At 63.6% G+C, this 17955-nt stretch carries 14 protein-coding genes; 7 read left to right on the plus strand and 7 right to left on the minus strand.

All coding sequences use genetic code 11. The features are described from left to right. Positions 1–2: 2 nt before the first annotated feature. Positions 3–431, plus strand: coding sequence for a hypothetical protein (locus ACFOJ9_RS38215; RefSeq protein ID WP_378987371.1), 429 nt, complete (start codon positions 3–5; stop codon positions 429–431). 226 nt (positions 432–657) lie between these two features. Then, on the plus strand, positions 658–1317 hold the full coding sequence (locus tag ACFOJ9_RS38220; RefSeq protein WP_378987374.1) for a response regulator transcription factor: 660 nt from the start codon (positions 658–660) through the stop codon (positions 1315–1317). 3 nt (positions 1318–1320) lie between these two features. Here ACFOJ9_RS38220 and ACFOJ9_RS38225 read toward each other — a convergent pair whose 3' ends face one another. Beyond that, positions 1321–4830 carry a PAS domain-containing hybrid sensor histidine kinase/response regulator gene (locus ACFOJ9_RS38225; protein WP_378987377.1) on the minus strand — a complete coding sequence of 1170 codons (3510 nt, stop codon included), beginning with the start codon at positions 4828–4830 and terminating at the stop codon, positions 1321–1323. A 250-nt stretch (positions 4831–5080) separates the two neighbouring features. Between ACFOJ9_RS38225 and mscL the strand changes: the two genes are divergently transcribed. Both mscL and ACFOJ9_RS38235 read left to right on the plus strand, forming a co-directional pair. Next, positions 5081–5503, plus strand: a complete 423-nt coding sequence (gene mscL / locus ACFOJ9_RS38230) for a large conductance mechanosensitive channel protein MscL (RefSeq protein ID WP_378987380.1) — start codon at positions 5081–5083, stop codon at positions 5501–5503. Between the two features lie 110 nt (positions 5504–5613). Continuing rightward, the gene (locus ACFOJ9_RS38235) at positions 5614–6780 is read left to right on the plus strand and encodes a pyridoxal phosphate-dependent aminotransferase (protein ID WP_378987383.1); all 1167 of its coding nucleotides are present in this window, start codon (positions 5614–5616) and stop codon (positions 6778–6780) included. Between the two features lie 151 nt (positions 6781–6931). Here ACFOJ9_RS38235 and hemA read toward each other — a convergent pair whose 3' ends face one another. Continuing rightward, positions 6932–8209: a 5-aminolevulinate synthase gene (hemA, locus tag ACFOJ9_RS38240; protein WP_378987386.1), complete on the minus strand. Its 1278-nt coding sequence runs from the start codon at positions 8207–8209 to the stop codon at positions 6932–6934. 266 nt (positions 8210–8475) lie between these two features. On the opposite strand from hemA, the gene galE reads away from it, so the two are divergent. The 3 genes from galE to ACFOJ9_RS38255 all read left to right on the plus strand — a co-directional run bounded on the left by galE (position 8476) and on the right by ACFOJ9_RS38255 (position 12656). Beyond that, complete coding sequence (galE, locus tag ACFOJ9_RS38245; RefSeq protein WP_378987389.1) at positions 8476–9471, plus strand: UDP-glucose 4-epimerase GalE; 996 nt, start codon at positions 8476–8478, stop codon at positions 9469–9471. Positions 9472–9576: 105 nt separating this feature from the next. Beyond that, a complete protein-coding gene (locus tag ACFOJ9_RS38250; RefSeq protein ID WP_378987392.1) occupies positions 9577–10827 on the plus strand; it encodes a D-amino acid dehydrogenase in 1251 nt (416 codons plus the stop codon). A 2-nt stretch (positions 10828–10829) separates the two neighbouring features. Beyond that, entirely contained in the window at positions 10830–12656 is a 1827-nt protein-coding gene (locus tag ACFOJ9_RS38255; protein ID WP_378987395.1) for an alanine racemase, read from the plus strand. Positions 12657–12720: 64 nt separating this feature from the next. On the opposite strand, the gene ACFOJ9_RS38260 is transcribed toward ACFOJ9_RS38255, so the two are convergent. From ACFOJ9_RS38260 to ACFOJ9_RS38280, 5 genes are read right to left on the minus strand one after another with little or no spacing between them, the layout of a single operon-like run. After that, entirely contained in the window at positions 12721–14097 is a 1377-nt protein-coding gene (locus ACFOJ9_RS38260) for an FGGY-family carbohydrate kinase (RefSeq protein ID WP_378987398.1), read from the minus strand. Then, on the minus strand, positions 14094–14411 hold the full coding sequence (gene rhaM, locus ACFOJ9_RS38265) for an L-rhamnose mutarotase (protein ID WP_378987401.1): 318 nt from the start codon (positions 14409–14411) through the stop codon (positions 14094–14096). Before rhaM ends, ACFOJ9_RS38260 begins: the two co-directional genes overlap by 4 nt. Next, a complete protein-coding gene (locus ACFOJ9_RS38270; protein ID WP_378987404.1) occupies positions 14411–15406 on the minus strand; it encodes an ABC transporter permease in 996 nt (331 codons plus the stop codon). Before ACFOJ9_RS38270 ends, rhaM begins: the two co-directional genes overlap by 1 nt. Continuing rightward, positions 15403–16383, minus strand: coding sequence for an ABC transporter permease (locus ACFOJ9_RS38275; protein ID WP_378987407.1), 981 nt, complete (start codon positions 16381–16383; stop codon positions 15403–15405). Before ACFOJ9_RS38275 ends, ACFOJ9_RS38270 begins: the two co-directional genes overlap by 4 nt. Next, positions 16380–17921 carry a sugar ABC transporter ATP-binding protein gene (locus tag ACFOJ9_RS38280; RefSeq protein WP_378987410.1) on the minus strand — a complete coding sequence of 514 codons (1542 nt, stop codon included), beginning with the start codon at positions 17919–17921 and terminating at the stop codon, positions 16380–16382. Before ACFOJ9_RS38280 ends, ACFOJ9_RS38275 begins: the two co-directional genes overlap by 4 nt. Between the last annotated feature and the right edge of the window lie 34 nt (positions 17922–17955).

The following is a 17955-nucleotide window of genomic DNA, read 5'->3' on the forward strand; positions in this document are numbered from 1 at the left end:
ACATGCGTCTGCAGCACATCTTGATCCCCGCCGCGCTCGTTTCGTTGGTCGCGGCGTCAGCTTATTCGGAAGAAACCGATCGCTACCGGCTGGAAAAGTCTGATAGCGGCTATGTCCGCATGGATACGCAGACCGGCGCCATGTCGATCTGCGAGGAGCGCTCCGGCCAGCTTGTCTGCAAAATGGCGGCCGACGAGCGCGCTGCCTTTCAGGACGAGGTCGACCGCTTGCAGACCTCGATGAAGGCAATGGATGAGCGCGTCACCAAGCTCGAGAATTCGCTCTCCGCCCGCCTCGAATCGAAATTGCCGAGCGAGGAGGATTTCAACAAGACGATGAGCTACATGGAACGCTTCCTGCGCGGCTTCATGGGCATCGTCAAGGATATGGACAAGGACAACGGCGCCCAGCTCAATTCGCAGAAGACCTGAGCGCCGCCTACAGCGCCGCTCGTCCTTTGGACGAGCAAAGGACGCTGTAGCACTTTGATTTTGCGCATGATCCTTTCCGAAAATCGAAACCAATTTTCGGGGTCATGCGACAAGGGAAAATGCGGCGCGCTGGCTTTGCCGCTTGAAAACAGCGCGCAGCCTCTCATAATCGTCCAACTGATCCCGGAAAAAGCTAAAAATCATCGGGGGATTCGGGGAGGGACATTTGCCGGCCGGCTATTCTTTCGTCATCGCCGACGATCACCCGCTGTTTCGAGGCGCGCTGCGCGAAGCGCTCGCCGGCATAGGCAATGTCGCTGCGATCCACGAGGCCGGCGATTTCGAGAGCGCAAAGGCGCTGCTTGTGGCCAACGAGGATGTCGATCTGGTGCTGCTCGACCTGTCGATGCCCGGCGCCAGCGGCCTCTCCGGCCTGATCTCGCTGCGCGGCATCCATCCGGCGGTGCCGCTGGTCGTAGTGTCGGCGCATGACGATCCGGCGACCATCAGGCGTGCGCTCGATCTCGGCGCTTCCGGCTTCATCTCCAAATCGGCCAGCATGGAAGAAATCCGCAGCGCCGTGCAGTCGGTGCTTGCCGGCGACATCGCCGCGCCTGTCGGCGTCGATCTCGGCGTCGAGCGCGATCCCGAAATATCAGACCTGATCAAGCGCCTGCAGGCGCTGACACCGCAACAGACCCGCGTGCTCGGCATGCTGGCCGAGGGCCTGCTCAACAAGCAGATCGCCTATGAACTCGGCGTCTCCGAGGCCACCATCAAGGCACATGTCTCCGCCATCCTGCAGAAGCTCGGCGTCGACAGCCGCACCCAGGCGGTGATCCTCCTGTCCAAGATCGGCAGCGACCCGCTGCAGCCGGCGAACTGACCTTTATTCCGCCGCCGATGCCAGCGGCCTGACCCTGGCCATCATCGAGCGCAGCACCGCCGGTTTGAGCGGCTTGTTGATCACGGCAATCTCGAGCCCGCCCGCGGCCGTGCGCACCTCGTTGGAGCGGTCGGCGGTGACCAGCACGGCCGGCAGGTTGTCGCCATGGATCGCACGCAGCCTGACGATGAGTTCGAGACCGGCTTCACCGTCGAGATGGTAGTCGGCAAGGACGATATCCGGGCGGTGCATCGCGGCGCTGTCCAGATCCTTTGAGCCGGACACGGTGTCGACATTGCAGCCCCAGCCTTCGAGCAGAAGCCGCATGCCTTCGAGGATGCGGGCGTCGTTGTCGATGCAGAGCACGTGCAGTCCCGCCAGCGATGCTGTCGCCCGGGCCGGGCTTTTGGTTTCGATCTCGCGCCGCGGCTCCTGCACGGTCGCCACTGGCAGGATGACGGAGAAGCGCGTGCCCATGCCCGGATTGGAAAAGATCCGGATTTCCAGGCGCAACACCCGGGCGATGCGGTCGACGATGGAGAGGCCGAGACCGAGGCCCTCGGCCTCGCGCGCGCCTTCGTCCAGCCGGGTGAATTCGTGAAAGACCGTGTTCAGCTTGTCGCCGGCGATGCCGATGCCGGTGTCGATGACCTGAATCTCGGCCAGTTCGCCGCGCCGCCTGACGCCAACCAGCACGCGGCCGTGGCGCGTGTATTTGATGGCGTTGGAGACGAGGTTCTGGATCAGGCGGCGCAACAGGTTGCGATCCGTCGTTACGGTCAGCGATGACGGCATGATCGTCAGCTCGAGCTTCTTTTCGGCGGCCAGCGGCCGGAAGTCGTTGCCGATCTGGCGCAGCAGTCCGTCGAGATTGAAGGCGGTATCGTCCGGCTTCATCGCGCCGGCGTCGAGGCGGGAGATGTCGAGCACGGCGCCGAGGATGGTCTCGACCGATTCCAGCGAGGATTCGATGTTGACCGCTGCCTTGCCGGCAGGCCCCTTGCCGGCCTTCTCGATCAGTGACGAGCAATAGAGCCGGGCGGCGTTCAGCGGCTGCAGGATGTCGTGGCCGGCAGCAGCGAGGAAGCGCGTCTTACCGAGATTGGCCTCCTCGGCCAGCATCTGCGCCTGCGCCAGCTCCTCATTGACCCGGGTCAACTCCTCGTTGACCCTAGTCAGCTCGATGGTGCGGGTCTTGACGCGCTGCTCCAGCGATTCATTGGCCCGCTTCAGCGCCAGATCCTGCTCGACGCGTCCGGAAATGTCGGCATAGGTGGCGACGATGCCGCCGTCCGGCATCGGGTTGGAGCGCAGTTCCAGGATGCGGCCGCTGGTCTTCAGCTCCATCTGCCACGGGCTGACGAAACTGGTCAGCCGGTTGAGCATGGCCACGCGCTGCTCCGCCGGAATGTCGCCGCGCTCCGAGAGATGGCGCAGGATGCTGTCGAGCGAGACGCCGACCTGGCCCATCTCGTCGGGCAGGTCGAACAGCGCCCGATACTGGCGGTTCCAGCAGATCAGGCGGAAATCGCGGTCGAAGACGGTGATGCCTTGCTCCATCTGGTCGAGCGCGATCTGCAGCAAGTCGCGGTTGTGCTGCAGCGCCTCGGTGGCGTCGTCGAGCAAGCGGAAAGCATCCCTGGATTCGCGGTCGTTGCGCCGAAACAGCAGCGACAGGATCAGCCGCGCCGAAGACGAACCGACGGCGCTGGCCAGCAATTGCTCGGAAAAGCGGATGACGTCCATGCTCGCCTGCTCGTTGCCGTGCAGCGAGGTTCTGTTGGTCTTTTCGAAGGACTGGAAGGAGCGCTCGGTGCGCTCGACGCCGAGATAGCGCCCGATCGTGTCCTTGAGGTCGTTGACGGTAATGGCGGTGCGGAAGCGTCGCAGGCTTGGCATCGGGCCGGCATCGCGCGGCACGAAGATCGACGCCTGGATGCGTTCCAGCGGCACCGATGCGCGCGAGAGGGAACCCAGCACAAAGAACACCGCGTTGATCGACAGGCTCCACAACACGCCGTGGTTCAGCGGTTCGGCGACGGTGCCGAACAGAGCCTGCGGCCGCAACGCCTCGAAGCCGAACAGCCCGTGCACGATGATTTCGGTATTGGGTGCGGCAAGCGATGGGAACAGCAGCGTGTAGCCCCAGACAAGGATGCCGGCGACCATGCCAAGTGCTGCACCCCGGCCATTGGCGCCGCGCCAGATCAGCCCGCCGATCAGCGCCGGCGCGAACTGCGCGATGGCGGCGAACGACATCAGGCCGATCGACGACAGGCGCGCGCTATTGGTGCTCTCGCGGTAATAGAGGAAGGCGATGAACAGTAGGATGAAGATCGCCCCGCGCCGCACATTGAGGATCAGCGTCGACCAGTCTTCGGTCTCGGAGGTCGAGGTCTTGAGCAGGCGGCGCACGAATAGCGGAATAACGAGGTCGTTGGAGATCATGATCGACAGCGCCACGCTTTCGACGATCACCATCGCCGTTGCCGCCGACAGCCCGCCGATGAAAGCCGCCATCGCCAGCACGTCATGGCCAGTGAACAAGGGCAGCGACAGCACGTAGAGATCGCTGCTGGTCCCGGTGCCGACCAGCGACAGGCCGGCAAAGGCGATCGGCAGCACGAACAGATTGATCGCCACGAGGTAGAGCGGAAATACCCATGTCGCGGTGCGCAGTTCGGCCTCGCCACGATTCTCGACGATGGTGACGTAGAACTGCCGCGGCAGCATGATGATGGCAAAGCCACTCAGGCAAGTCAGCACCAGCCAGGTGGCGAGCGAGGTGTTGTAGCTCATCGCCTGCCGAACCTGTGCATTCTGGGCGAGCTTGTCGAACATGTCGCCCGGGCCGCCGAAGATCAGGAAGGTGACCATCAGGCCGATGGCCAGGAAGGCGGCAAGCTTGACCACGGTTTCGACGGCCACCGCCAGCACCAGCCCGTCCTGGTGTTCGGTGGCGTCGGCGTGGCGTGTGCCGAACAGCACGGCAAACAGCGCCAGCAGCATGGCGACGACCAGCGAGATGTCGCTGACGAAGGGATCGAAGGAGGGCGGCGATCCGGTGTAGTGCTCGACCATCAGGCTGACCGAACCGGAAATCGCCTTCAACTGCAGCGCGATATAGGGCACCGCGCCGATGGTCGCGATCAGCGTGGCGATCGCGGCGACAGTGAAGCTCTTGCCGTAGCGCGCGCCAAGGAAGTCGGCGATCGAGGTGATCTTCTCGGTCTTGGCCAGCCGCACGATGCGGTTGAGCAGCGGGAAGCCGAACACGAAGACCAGCACCGGGCCGGTATAGATGCCGAGGAATTCGAGGCCGCGCTCGGAAGAGAGGCCGACCGAGCCGAAGAAGGTCCAGGACGTACAATAGATCGCGAGGCTGAGTGCGTAGATGAAGGGCCGACCCCGGCTCGGCTCGGATATGGCCGAGCGGCGGTCGCCCAGGCTGGCGATGGCGAACAGCAGCGTCACATAGGCGATCGCGATGATGACGATGAATAAGCCCTGCACGCCGGCAAGATCCTCCCTGTGCCGAATTTCAACCCGGCTTGCCCAGACGCAATCACAGCTTGGCTTCCGAGTCCATCACGGCTTTGGGCGCATGAAGGCCACGATTTCCGGGACTGCCGCTGGATAAGGAGAAAGCGGTTGCTTTCTCTTTTTGCCGATGTTGCAACCGTAGGTTTTTGTTATGTTGTCCTTAGGTCGATGCCCGCAAGGACGGAAACGGCAGCTCGGCCGGTCATGACAAGGAGGTCGAATGCTGAAAGAATTCCAGGAATTTATTTCCAAGGGCAATGTGATGGACCTTGCGGTCGGCGTCATCATCGGCGCGGCCTTCGGCAAGATCGTCGATTCCCTTGTCAACGACATCATCATGCCGATCGTCGGTGCGATTTTCGGCGGCTTGGACTTCAACAACTATTTCCTGGGGCTCTCCTCGGCCGTCAACGCCACCTCGCTGGCGGACGCCAAAAAGCAAGGCGCTGTCTTTGCCTATGGCAGCTTCATCACCGTGGCGCTGAACTTCATCATCCTCGCTTTCATCATCTTCCTGATGGTCAAGGCGGTGAACAATATGCGCAGGCGGCTTGAACGCGAGAAGCCCGCTGCACCGGCCGCTCCGCCACCCGCCGACGTTGCGCTGCTCACCGAAATTCGCGACTTGCTCGCCAAAAGATAACTCAGCAAAGCATTGCTGGACCAAAACCCCGGTCGTTCACGGCCGGGGTTTTCTGCTTTTGCATCTGGTAAGGAGCGCTGATTGACGCCCGAAACCGGAACGGACCGCCCATGAACCTGATCGACAGCTTGCGCACGGAGGCCCGCGCCGCGCCCGAAAGCGGCATTGTCGCCGTCGTCAATTACGGCCGGCTGCGCGAGGGCATGATCCCGCTCTGGGCCGGCGAGGGCGACCTGCCGACGCCTGCCTTCATCACCGATGCCGCGTCGAAGGCGCTGGCCGGCGGCGAGACATTCTACACCTGGCAGAGGGGCATACCCGATCTCAGGCAGGCGCTTGCCCGTTACTATGCCAGGCATTTCGGCAAGAGTTTCCCCGAGGAGCAATTCATCGTCACCGGGTCAGGCATGCACGCCATCCAGCTGGCACTCGACGCGCTCGCGGGCGCCGGCGACGAGGTGGTCTATCTGTCGCCGGCCTGGCCGAATTTCGATGCCGCCGCGGCGATATCGGGAGCCGTTCCGGTGGCGGTCACGCTCGATCATTCCGGCAATGGCTGGTCCTGCGACGTCGAAAAGATTGCGGCGGCGATCACGCCGCGCACAAAGGCACTGTTCATCAACACGCCGTCGAACCCGACTGGCTGGACCGCTGATCACGAGACTTTGCAGGCGATCCTCGACCTCGCGCGTGCGAAAAACCTCTGGATCATCGCCGACGAGATCTATTCGCTGTTCCACTACGGCCATGGCCGTGCGCCGTCCTTCCTCGACATCGCCACGGCGGAAGACCGCATCCTGTTCGTCAACAGTTTTTCCAAGAACTGGGCGATGACCGGCTGGCGTGTCGGCTGGATCAAGACACATCCCGCCTTGCAGCAGGTGTTCGAGAACCTGATCCAGTATTCGAACTCGGGCGTTGCCCAGTTCATGCAGCGCGGTGCGGTCGCGGCGCTTGACGAAGGGGATGCCTTCATTGCCGAACAGGTGGAGCGGGCGCGCAAGGCGCGCGATCTGGTCTGCGGCATTCTCGGCGCCACAGGCCGCGCCCGGTTCACCGTGCCGCAAGGTGCGTTCTATCTGTTCTTCACGGTCGACGGCATCACCGATTCACGCACTGCTGCCTTCGACATCGTCGACAAGGCCAATGTCGGCCTGGCGCCCGGCACGGCCTTCGGTCCCGGCGGCGAAGCCTTCCTCAGGCTGTGCTTCCACCGCCGCCTCGACCAGATCGAGGAAGCAGCGCACCGGCTGGCAAAGTGGATGAAGAACGCCTGAGCCGCTGACGAAGCCCGAATTGAAAATCGCTCCGGCGAGTCAGCTGGCGTGGGTTTCGAGAACCGGAGCGCAGCGGACATTCAGGTCCGTGAGCACCGGAAGCGCAGAAACCTGCGTCAGATGGCCGTCGGAGTAGAGTTTCAAACGGGCTTCAGCCGCCTGACTTGGGCACCAGCAAGGGAATGATGCGGTCGCTCTTGGCCACCGAAGGCCGGCCGGCGGAGCCGTAGGGAATGCCGAGTGCATCCCAGGTCTCGACCAGTGCGTCCTGCAACTCGGCGATCAGCGCATCGGAATGGAACGGCGTCGGCGTGATGCGCAGCCGCTCGGTGCCGCGCGGCACGGTCGGGTAGTTGATCGGCTGGATGTAGATGCCGTGCACGCCGAGCAGGCGGTCGCTGGCCATCTTGCAGGCCTCCGGATCGCCGACCAGGAGCGGCACGATGTGGGTCGGCGAGTCCATCACGGGCAGGCCGGCGGCGGAAAGGATCAGCTTGGTTCGCGTCGCCTGTTGCTGCTGGGCGTCGCGCTCGGCCTGCGAGCGCTTGAGATGGCGGATCGACGTGGTCGCGGCAGCCGCGATCGCCGGCGGCAGCGCCGTGGTGAAGATGAAGCCCGGGGCGTAGGAGCGCACGGCGTCGATCACGGCACTGGTGCCGGTAATGTAGCCGCCCAGCGTGCCGAATGCCTTGGCCAGCGTGCCCTCGATGATGTCGATACGGTCGGCCAGGCCTTCGCGCTCGGTGATGCCGCCACCGCGCGGTCCGTACATGCCGACGGCATGGACCTCGTCGATATAGGTCATGGCGTTGTAGCGCTCGGCGAGCTCGACGATCTGCTTGATCGGCGCGATGTCGCCATCCATCGAATAGACGCTTTCGAAGACGATCAGCTTGGCGCGTTCACGGCCAGCCGCCTGCAGCAGACTTTCCAGATGCGCGACATCATTGTGGCGGAAGATCTTCTTCTCGGCGCCCGAGCGCCGCACGCCTTCGATCATCGAGGCGTGGTTCAGCTCATCCGAGATGATCAGGCAGTTGGGCAAAAGCCGCGCGATGGTCGAGATCGAGGCTTCATTGGAGACAAAACCGGAGGTGAAGACGAGTGCCGCTTCCTTGTCGTGCAGATCGGCAAGCTCCAGTTCGAGCTCGACCAGCGGGTTGCTGGTGCCGGAAATGTTGCGGGTGCCGCCGGCGCCCGAACCCATCTTGCCGGCCGCTTTCTGGAAAGCGGCGATGACGTCGGGATGCTGGCCCATGCCGAGATAGTCGTTGGAACACCAGACGGTGATTTCCTCGGCACGGCCATTGGAACGCCATATGGCGCGCGGAAACTTGCCCGCGATGCGCTCGAGGTCGGCGAAAACGCGGTAGCGACGCTCGGCATGGAGCTGGTCGATCGCTTCCTCGAAGAACCGCTGATAGTTCATGTCGACTTCCCAATTTTGCGCGGGATCATAATCATTGCCCTATTGGTCGTCCACCTGGCCTTTTTGGTCAAAATGCCACGCCCCGGACCTGTTCCTAACGACCACGGATCGTGGCCTATTCCCTTGATGTGGATCAATTTTGTTTCAGGACGATGCCACATGCCGACGATGCCGGTTACCACGAGTTCTAATAGCCAGGCGGCAGGCTTTCCAGTAAGGCGGGGGTTGAGACAGTTTCCGATAAATCTTGAGATGCGAGGTCACGGATGACAGTTTTGGTAACAGGCGGCGCCGGTTACATCGGCAGCCACATGGTCTGGGAGCTGCTGGATGCCGGCGAGAGCGTGGTCGTTCTCGACCGTCTCTCCACCGGTTTCGAATGGGCGGTGGCGCCGGAGGCGAAGCTGGTTGTCGGCGACGTCGCCGACAGGGAATTGGTCGGCTCGATCATCCGGGACAATCATGTCGACGCGATCATCCACTTCGCCGGTTCGATCGTGGTCCCGGAATCGGTCGCCGACCCGCTCAGTTATTATGAGAACAACACCAGCAAGACGCGCACGCTGATCGAAACCGCGGTGCGCGAGGGCGTGCCCAATTTCATCTTTTCCTCGACCGCCGCCGTCTATGGCGGCGCCGGACTGGAGCCGGTGCGTGAGGATGCCCGCCTGGCGCCGGAATCGCCCTACGGCCTGTCCAAGCTGATGAGCGAATGGATGCTGCGCGATGCGGCGGTCGCGCATGGGTTGCGCTATACGGCGCTACGCTACTTCAACGTGGCCGGCGCCGACCCGAAGGGCCGCACCGGCCAGTCGACGCCGGGCGCCACCCATCTGATCAAGGTCGCCTGCGAGACCGCACTCGGCAAGCGGCCGTTCATGCAGGTGTTCGGCACCGACTATCCGACGCCGGACGGCACTTGCATGCGCGACTACATCCATGTCAGCGATCTGGCGGCGGCGCATCGCCTGGCCCTGCAGCGGCTGCGCGCCGGGGGACAAAGCCTCGTCGCCAATTGCGGCTACAGCCATGGCTATTCGGTGCTCGAGGTCATCGACAGCGTGCGGCGCGCCTTCGGCCATGATTTCGAGGTGAAGATGGGCGATCGCCGTCCCGGCGACGCCGCAGCCGTGGTTGCCAATTCGGATCTCGCCCGCGCCGAGCTCGGCTGGACCCCGCAACGCGACGATCTCGACCAGATCGTTGCCGACGCGCTCGCCTGGGAGCGCATCCTGACCGGCAAGAACTCCGCGCGGGGCTGAGCCGGGTTCTCCCAAGGGCTCGCAAGGCACGCGGCGAAGCGCTATTGAAGGCATTCGCGACACGGCGTGGAGGCGCTGCGCCGCGAGGAGCTTTTGGGGGATGGCATGAAGATAGCGGTGCTCGGGGCCGGTGTCGTCGGTACGGCGGCCGCCTATTATCTGGCGAGCGACGGCCACGAGGTCACCGTGATCGAGCGCCATGCTGCGCCGGCGCGCGGTACCAGCCAGTCGAACGCCGGTCTGGTGTCTCCTGGGGACGCCACCGCCTGGGCCTCGCCGGCGGCGCTGAAGACCTTCCTGCGCGCCCTCTACAACCATGATCTCGGCATCAAGGTGCGGCTGCGCTTTGATCCCTACTTCCTCGCCTGGAGCCTGCGCTTCCTGCGCCAATGCACGAAAGAGCGCCTGCGCGCCAACAGCCGGGTCAAGCTGCGCCTAGCGCTCTATTCGCGCGACTGCATCAACGCCATCTCGGCCGAGACTGGCATCGGCTATGACGAGCGCAAGAAGGGCATCCTCTATTTCTTCCGCTCGCAGCACAGTCTCGACACCGGCACCGACAATTATCGCTATCTGGCCGAGCACGGCCTGCCGATCGAGATCGTCGGCCGCGAGCGGCTGATCGAGCTTGAACCTGGTCTTGCCGGGGTGAAGGAAAAGATCGCCGGCGGCGTCTATTCGCCGATCGACCAGACCGGCGATTCCCGGCAGTTCGTGGAAAAGCTCGCGGCCTATTCAGCCGAAAAGCTCGGCGTGAAATTTCTCTACGGCACCACGGTCGAGGGCCTCGACATCGAGGGCGACCGGGTGCGCGCGGTGATGACTTCGGCAGGACCGGTCGCCGGCGATGTCGTTGTCATCTCGATGGGGCCGGAAAGCGGCCTGCTCGGCCGCCGCTACGGCATCGACCTGCCTGTCTATCCGGTGAAGGGCTATACCGCGACCATTCCGCTGGAGGACGAGAGCAAAGGCCCGACCATGGGTGGTGCCGACGAGGACCAGTTGATCGCCTATTCCAGGCTTGGCAACCGGCTGCGGCTCGCCTCGACCGCCGAATTCACCGGCTTCGACCGCAGCCATAAGCCCAGCGACTTCGCCGCCATGTTCAGGACCGGCAAGGATCTCTTCCCCGGTGCTTTCGACGAGAACAAGGCGGAGCTGTGGGCAGGCCTGCGGCCGATGATGCCGAACTCGGTGCCGGTCATCGGCCAGGCGCGCTATGAGAATCTCTATCTCGACACCGGGCACGGCCATGTCGGCTGGACCATGGCCTGCGGCTCCGGCAAATTCCTCGCCGACCTCGTTGCCGGCCGCAAGCCGGAGATCGATCCGCAGGGGCTGGTTTACGGGGGCTAGAGATGTCGGGACCGCAAGTCGCCATCGACCTTGGCCGCATCGAGCGCAATGCGCGCACGATCGTCGAGCGCTGCGCGCTGTCGGGCATAAAAGTGTTCGGTGTCACCAAGGGTACCTGCGGTATGCCGCAAGTGGCACGCGCCATGCTGCGCGGCGGCGTCGCCGGTATCGCCGAATCGCGCTTCGAGAACATTCGCCGGCTGCGCGACAGCGGCATCAACGCGCCGATCATGCTGTTGCGCAGCCCGCCGATGGCGCGTGTCGAGGAGGTGGTGCGCACCGTCGACATCAGCCTGCAGTCGGAACTCGCCACCATCCGTGAGATTTCGCGCATCGCCGAGCGCATGGGCCGCGTCCACGACATCATGCTGATGATCGATCTCGGCGATCTCCGCGAAGGTATCTGGCCGAACGACCTCATTCCGACGGTCGAACAGATCCAGGACTTCAAGGGCGTGCGCATTGCCGGCATCGGCACCAATCTCGGCTGCTTCGGCGCCATCATGCCGACGCCGGAAAACCTCGGGCAACTCGTCGCCCATGCCTACAAGACCGAGCGCCTGTCCGGCAAAAGCCTCGACTGGATTTCCGGCGGCGCCTCGTCGTCGCTGCCGTTGCTGCTCGAAGGCAGACTGCCGGCCGGCATCAACAATCTGCGGGTTGGCGAGGCGATCCTGCAAGGCGGCGTCGAGACCTTCCGCGACACGCCGTGGGCGGAGCTCGAACCCGATGCCTGCAGGCTGACCAGCGACATTATCGAGGTCAAGCTCAAGCCGTCACGGCCGATCGGCCAATCGGGCTACGACGCCTTCGGCAACCAGCCGGTCTTCCCCGACGAGGGCGACAGGCTGCGCGCCATCGCCAATATCGGCCGTGAGGACGTGCTAGTCGAGGGGCTGACGCCGATCGCCAAGGGGATACGGGTACTAGGCGCCTCCAGCGACCATCTGCTGCTCGATGTCGCCGATGCCGATCCGCCGCCGGCCGTCGGAGACCGCGTCGCCTTTCGCATGAGCTATGGCGCCATGCTGCTGGCGATGACCTCGGAATATGTCGAGAAGGCCCCGATGCATGACGTCGAGGACTTTTCCGGCCGCAAGATGGTGCAGATCACGGCCGAGCAGGGGGCTGCCGGCATTCTGGCTCGGGAAGGCACCGGTGCGCGACTGGAAGCGATGGATTTCGACGTCGTCGAACTCGCCGATGTCGAGCGGCCGCCATCGGGGCTGATCCGGCTGACTGCCGGCGCCGACCGTCGCATCGCCCACAAGGCACTGACCGCAACGGCGCGCGCGACGCATTCCTTCGGTTTGATCTGGATCGATTCCATCGCCGCCCTGATGCCCGAGGACGAGGACGGCATCGACCTGCCGGAAGGCTCGGTCCTGGCACGTACCCTCGGCCTCGACCACAAGGCGGGTGCGCTGCAGCCGCAGCTGTCGCCGGAGAATGTCGTCATCGTCGGCCTGCGCCATGCCGATCCCGCCGAGGCGCGGGTATTGAAGGATTCGCGCGTGTCGGCCTTCACTATGACCGATATCGACGCGATGGGCATGCGCGACCTGATGCATGAAGCGATCCGCATCGCCACCTCCGGCACGCAAGGTTTTCATGTCAGCTACTCGCCCACAGTGACCGAATTCGCCGGCTGGACGGCAGGCTCCGGCGGGCTGACCGTGCGTGAAACGCATCAGGCTATGGAAGCGATCGCGCTCTCCGGCGGGCTGCTGTCGATGGATGTTTCGGGCCTGACCGCGGATCTGGAGCCGCGGATCGGCACCGACGTGATCAACTTCGTCATGTCGGTTTTCGGCAAGCGGATTTTGTAGCTGAGCATGATCCCGAAAAGTGGGTTCCGGTTTTCGGAAAAGATCATGCTCAAACGAACGGACCCTATCCCCGAGCTTCGACCGCCGCGCGCCATGCACTGACGTAGCCGGCCCAGGCCGGGTCGGTCGGCGGCTCTATTCTTTCGCCTTTGCCGTGGGCTGTTCTGCGGTCCGTTGCCAGCAGCGCGGCGCCGATGCTGGTGCCGGTGGCGGCTTTGGATACGATGACGGTGCGTGCCGTGCTCGCTGCCAGCATGCCGACAAAGAGCTGATTGCGGGCAAAGGGGCCTTCGACAGTGGTCGGGCCGTCGGCACCGATCAGATCGAGGCAGGTCGCTGTCATCAACGCCAGATAGAACGAGATGGCGGCAAAGCGCTGGCCATTGTTCATGCCGTCGGCGTTGAGCCATGCCGCGGCATGATGCGGGAACGGCCCCGACCCTTGCTGGGTCGATGGCAGCAGCAGCATCTTTCGCGCCAGCACGGCGCCGACATCGTCTTCGGTCCACTGCTCAGACTGGTCTTTCGTCAGCACGGAAAACTCGCGGCCACCCATGAAGCGCGCCGAGGGAACGGGATTGCCGAGTGCGTTGACATTGACCAGCGTGTCGCGCGCGGCATCCAGCGCAATCTGTTTGCCGCCGACCGCCATCGACACCACCCAGGTGCCGGTCGAGACCACGGAGAAAGGCGGTTTGTCGGAGAGAAGATGCGGCAGCAGCGACGCGTTGGAATCATGCAGGCCGCAGAACACCGGCGTTTGCGGATCGAGTCCGGTTCGCACCGCAACGATGGGCAGGATCGGGCCGAGGCGATCCCTGGCCAGCCGCATCGGCGCCATCAGGCCGCGCCATTCCAGGCTGTCTACCAATGATGAAAAATCCGCCGTCCACGGGTTCCACAGATCGGTGTGGCAGCCGAGCGAAGTCACCTCGTTGGCGGCGATGCCTGTCAGGCGCAAGGCCCAGTATTGCGGGTACATCAGCATCGCGGCAGCCTTGGCGAACTCCGCCGCGAAGCTTTTCTGCTGCCAGAAGAATTGCGCGCCGAGATTGAGGCCGAGCGGCAGCCGCGGCGTGCCGGTCTCGGCGAAAGGCGGCCGGATCGCATCATAATCCACGGCCAGCCTGTCGGGGCCGTCGAACTCATAGTCGAGCACCGGCAGCGCCAGTTCGCCCGCAGCGTCGACTAGTGCGCCCGTCGCGCCATGGGTGGTGATCGATGTGGCGTCGATGCGCTGTTCGCGGTTGAGGCTGGCAAGGCTGTCGAGGATGAAGGTCCACAACGCCTCGACATCGTGATGCGGGTAGGGCGCTTGCCGCACCGGCGCATTCGCCATCCGGCGCAGCGCCACCTCGCTCAACGTCGCGAGGTCGACCAACGCCACCTTGGCGTTGGTCTTGCCGATGTCGATGACGGCGATGTGGCGTACGGCGCTCATTCCATGTGGAACACGGTTTCCAGCGGCACGGCCACCGGCTCGTTGTCCGGCTTGGTCTCCATGATGTCGGCCATGTGTGCCCACCAGCGCTGCATCACCGAATGCCCGGGCAATTCGTCCATGCTATGGTCGTCCCGCCGCCACAGCACGCCGAACAGGATGTTGGTCTCGTCGTCGAGATGGATGGAATAATCGGAGACGCCGGCCTGCTTCAGCAGTGATACCAGCGACGGCCAGATCTCATCGTGACGCTGCTTGTATTCGGCCTTCATGCCGGGCTTCAGCTTCATCTTGAACGCATATTTCTCAGGCATCAGCTGTTACCACGCAGCCGCCGCCAGACGATCGGCAGCGCGATGACGATGATCAGCAGCAGGCCGATGAAGATCGACATGACGATGCCCGGCACGTTGAGCAGGCCAAGGCCGAAGGTCACCAGCCCCATGATGAAGGCGGCCAGCACGACGCCAACAATGCTGCCGGCGCCACCCAGGATGCTGACGCCGCCGAGCACCACCATGGTGATGACTTCCAGCTCATAGCCCTGCGCGATCGAGGGTCGCGTCGAACCGAGGCGCGAGGTGATCAGCACCGAGGCGATGCCCGACATCAGGCCGGTCAGGCAGAACAGGATGAACTTGGTGCGGCCGACGCGCACGCCGGAAAACTGCGCAGCTATCGGATTGTTGCCGATGGCAAAGACACGACGGCCGAAACTCGTGCGGTGCAGAAGGAACCAGTAGACGACGGCCGCGATCAGGAAGAGCACCAGTTCGAACGACACCACCCACCAGACATAGCCCTGGCCGAAAAACGCGAAGCTTGCGGGATAGCCCTTGTAGGCCTGGTCGCCGAGAATGATGAAGGCGATGCCGCGAAACAGGCTCATCGTGCCGATGGTGACGACGATCGAGGGCAAGCTAAGCCTTGTCACCAGTAGACCGTTGAAGGCGCCGCAGCCGAGCCCGACGACGATGCCGATCAGCACCAGCACCGGTGTGCCGGCGCCGGCCTGCACCGCCATGCCCATCATGGTCGAAGCGAGCGCGATGATGGCGGCCACCGACAGGTCGATCTCGCCCGAAATGATCAGCAGCGCCATGGCGAAGGCGATCAAGCCCTTCTCGGTGAAATTGAAGGTGAGATCGGACAGCGAGTACGGGTCGAGGAAATAGGGCGAGGCGAAGCTGTTGATGGCGAAGATGGCGACGGCCACCACGATCAGCAGCGCTTCCCAGGAAAAGATCGCCGAACGGAACGGCTTGTCGAGCCGGTCGGGAATGTGGCGCGGGGCAGGGATGTCGGTCATGTCCCCGCCTCCACCTTTCTCAGGATGATGCGGCCTTGCTGGCGTTCGCCGCGCGCATTGAGCACGACGGCCAGAATGATGGCGCTGCCCGAAATCGCCATCTGCCAGAAGGGCGAGATGTTGATGACCGGCAGCGCGTTGGAGATGATGCCGAGGAACAGTGCGCCGAGCACCGCGCCGCCGACCGAGCCGATGCCGCCGGCAATCGAGATGCCGCCGATAACGCAGGCAGCGATGATGTTGAGTTCATAGCCATTGGCGACCTCGACCGAGGCAATCACATAGCGGGAGATCCAGAGATAGCCTGACAGGCCGCCGATCATGCCGGAGATGCAGAAGACGATGAACTTCGTCCGGCCGACATCGATGCCGGCATAGACCGAAGCCGTCGGGTTGACGCCGATGGCATAGATTGAGCGCCCGAGCGCAGTGCGCGTCATCAAGACGAAGAACAGCGCAATGACCAGGATGGCGATCCACGACAGCACCGGAATGCCGAGGAAGGCGGCGCGCTGGAAGCCGATGAAGTCCGGGCTCATCTTGTCGGCATTGACCCAGGCACCGCCGGACAGGACGAAAGTGGCGCCGCGATAGATGGTCAGCGTGCCCAACGTGACCACGATCGAAGGGATGTTCAGCCGCCAGACCAGCAGGCCGTTGATGGCGCCCAGCACCAGTCCGACGGCCAGTGCGATGACGATCAGCAGCGGGATCGGGATTGCCGGATGCGCGGCGTTCAGCATCGCCACCACCATGCCGGTGAAGCAGAGGTTGGACGCCATCGACAGATCGATCGACCGGGTCAGGATGACCACCATCTGGCCCAGCGCCAGGATCATCAGGATCGAGGTGTCGTTGAACACCTGGCGCAGATTGCCGGGGTCGGCAAAGGCCGGAAAGCGCGTCGAGATCAATCCGATCAGCACGACGATGGCCGCGAACAGCCAGATTTCGCGATATTTGAGGAAAGCCTTCATGCCGCGATCCCCGCTGCCGTCCGAACCAGCGTCTCGGCGTCCAGCCCCTTATTGTCGTAGACCGCGACAACGAGACCCTCGCGCATGACCACGACGCGGTCGGACATGCCGAGGATTTCGGGCAGTTCGGAGGATACCATGATCACCGACAGGCCTTGCGCCACCAACTCGGCCATGAAGCCGTGCACGGCGGCCTTAGAGCCGATGTCGATGCCCTTGGTTGGTTCGTCCAGGATGATCACCTTGGGCGCGGTCGCCAGCCATTTGGCGATGACGATCTTCTGCTGGTTGCCGCCCGACAGCGTACCGACATCCTGGCTGAGCGAGGAGGCGCGCAGGTCGAGCCGCTCGGTGTAGGAGCGGGCGAGCGAAAACTCCTCAGCCAGCCGCAGCAGACCGGATCTGGAGGTGCGCTTGAGCGACGGCAGCGAGACGTTCTGGAAGATCGGCAGGCCGATCACCACGCCTTGCTTGCCGCGTTCTTCGGGCACGTAGACGATGCCGGCATCGATCGAATCCGCCGCCGATTTCGGCGCGATCGTCTTACCTTCCAGCGTGATCGTGCCGGCTGAGGTGCGGGTAATACCCGATATCGCCTGCATCACCTCGCTGCGCCCGGCGCCGACAAGGCCGTAGAAACCGAGGATTTCGCCCTTGTGAAGTTCAAAGCCGATGTCGTTGAATTCGGTCGGATGCGACAGGCCGGAAACGGAGAGCACCGGTGCGCCGATCTCGGCCTTGCGCTGCGGAAAGATGTGGTCGACCGCGCGGCCGACCATCAGGCGCACGATCTGGCTTTGGCCGGCATCTTTGATCAGGCCTTCGCGGACCATCTCGCCATCGCGGAACACCGTGTAGCGGTCGGCGATACGGTAGATCTCGTCGAACTTGTGGCTGATGAACAGGATCGCCTTGCCTTCGCTCTTGAGGAACTCGATGAGCAGGAAAAGCTCCTCGATCTCCTTCATCGAAAGGGCGGCGGTCGGCTCGTCCATGATGACGATCTGCGCGTCGATCGACATGGCACGCGCAACTGCGACCAGATGCTTGTTGGCGATGCCGAGGTCCTTCAGCCGCGCGTCGGCGTCGATGTGGCCGGCATGCATGGTATCGAGCACTTCGCGCGCATTTTTGCGCATCGTGCGCCAGTCGATGGTGCCGAAGCGCGTGCGTGGCGCGTGACCGAGAAAGATGTTCTCGGCAACCGTCAAATCGTCGAACAGCACGGTTTCCTGGTGGATGGCGGTGACACCATACCCGAAGGCGGCATGCGCGCTGGGCAGGGTGACAGCCTGGCCGTCGATGCTGATTGTGCCCGCATCAGGCTGGTAGATGCCGGTCATGATCTTGACCAGCGTCGACTTGCCGGCGCCGTTCTCGCCGATCAACGCGGTCACCTGGCCGGGGTAGAGCGACAGGCTGACATTGTGCAGCGCGCGCACGCCGGGAAAGCTCTTGGAGATGCCGGACAGCGTCAGGCGTGGAGCCGAGGCCAGAGGCCGCTCCTTTACCGTGCCGGGTTGGGCTGTCGTGTCCATAGTCGTATCAAGCCCTGAAACAAGGTCCGTTTAA

This window comes from Mesorhizobium cantuariense (assembly GCF_042647205.1).
GTDB classification, from domain to species: domain Bacteria; phylum Pseudomonadota; class Alphaproteobacteria; order Rhizobiales; family Rhizobiaceae; genus Mesorhizobium; species Mesorhizobium cantuariense.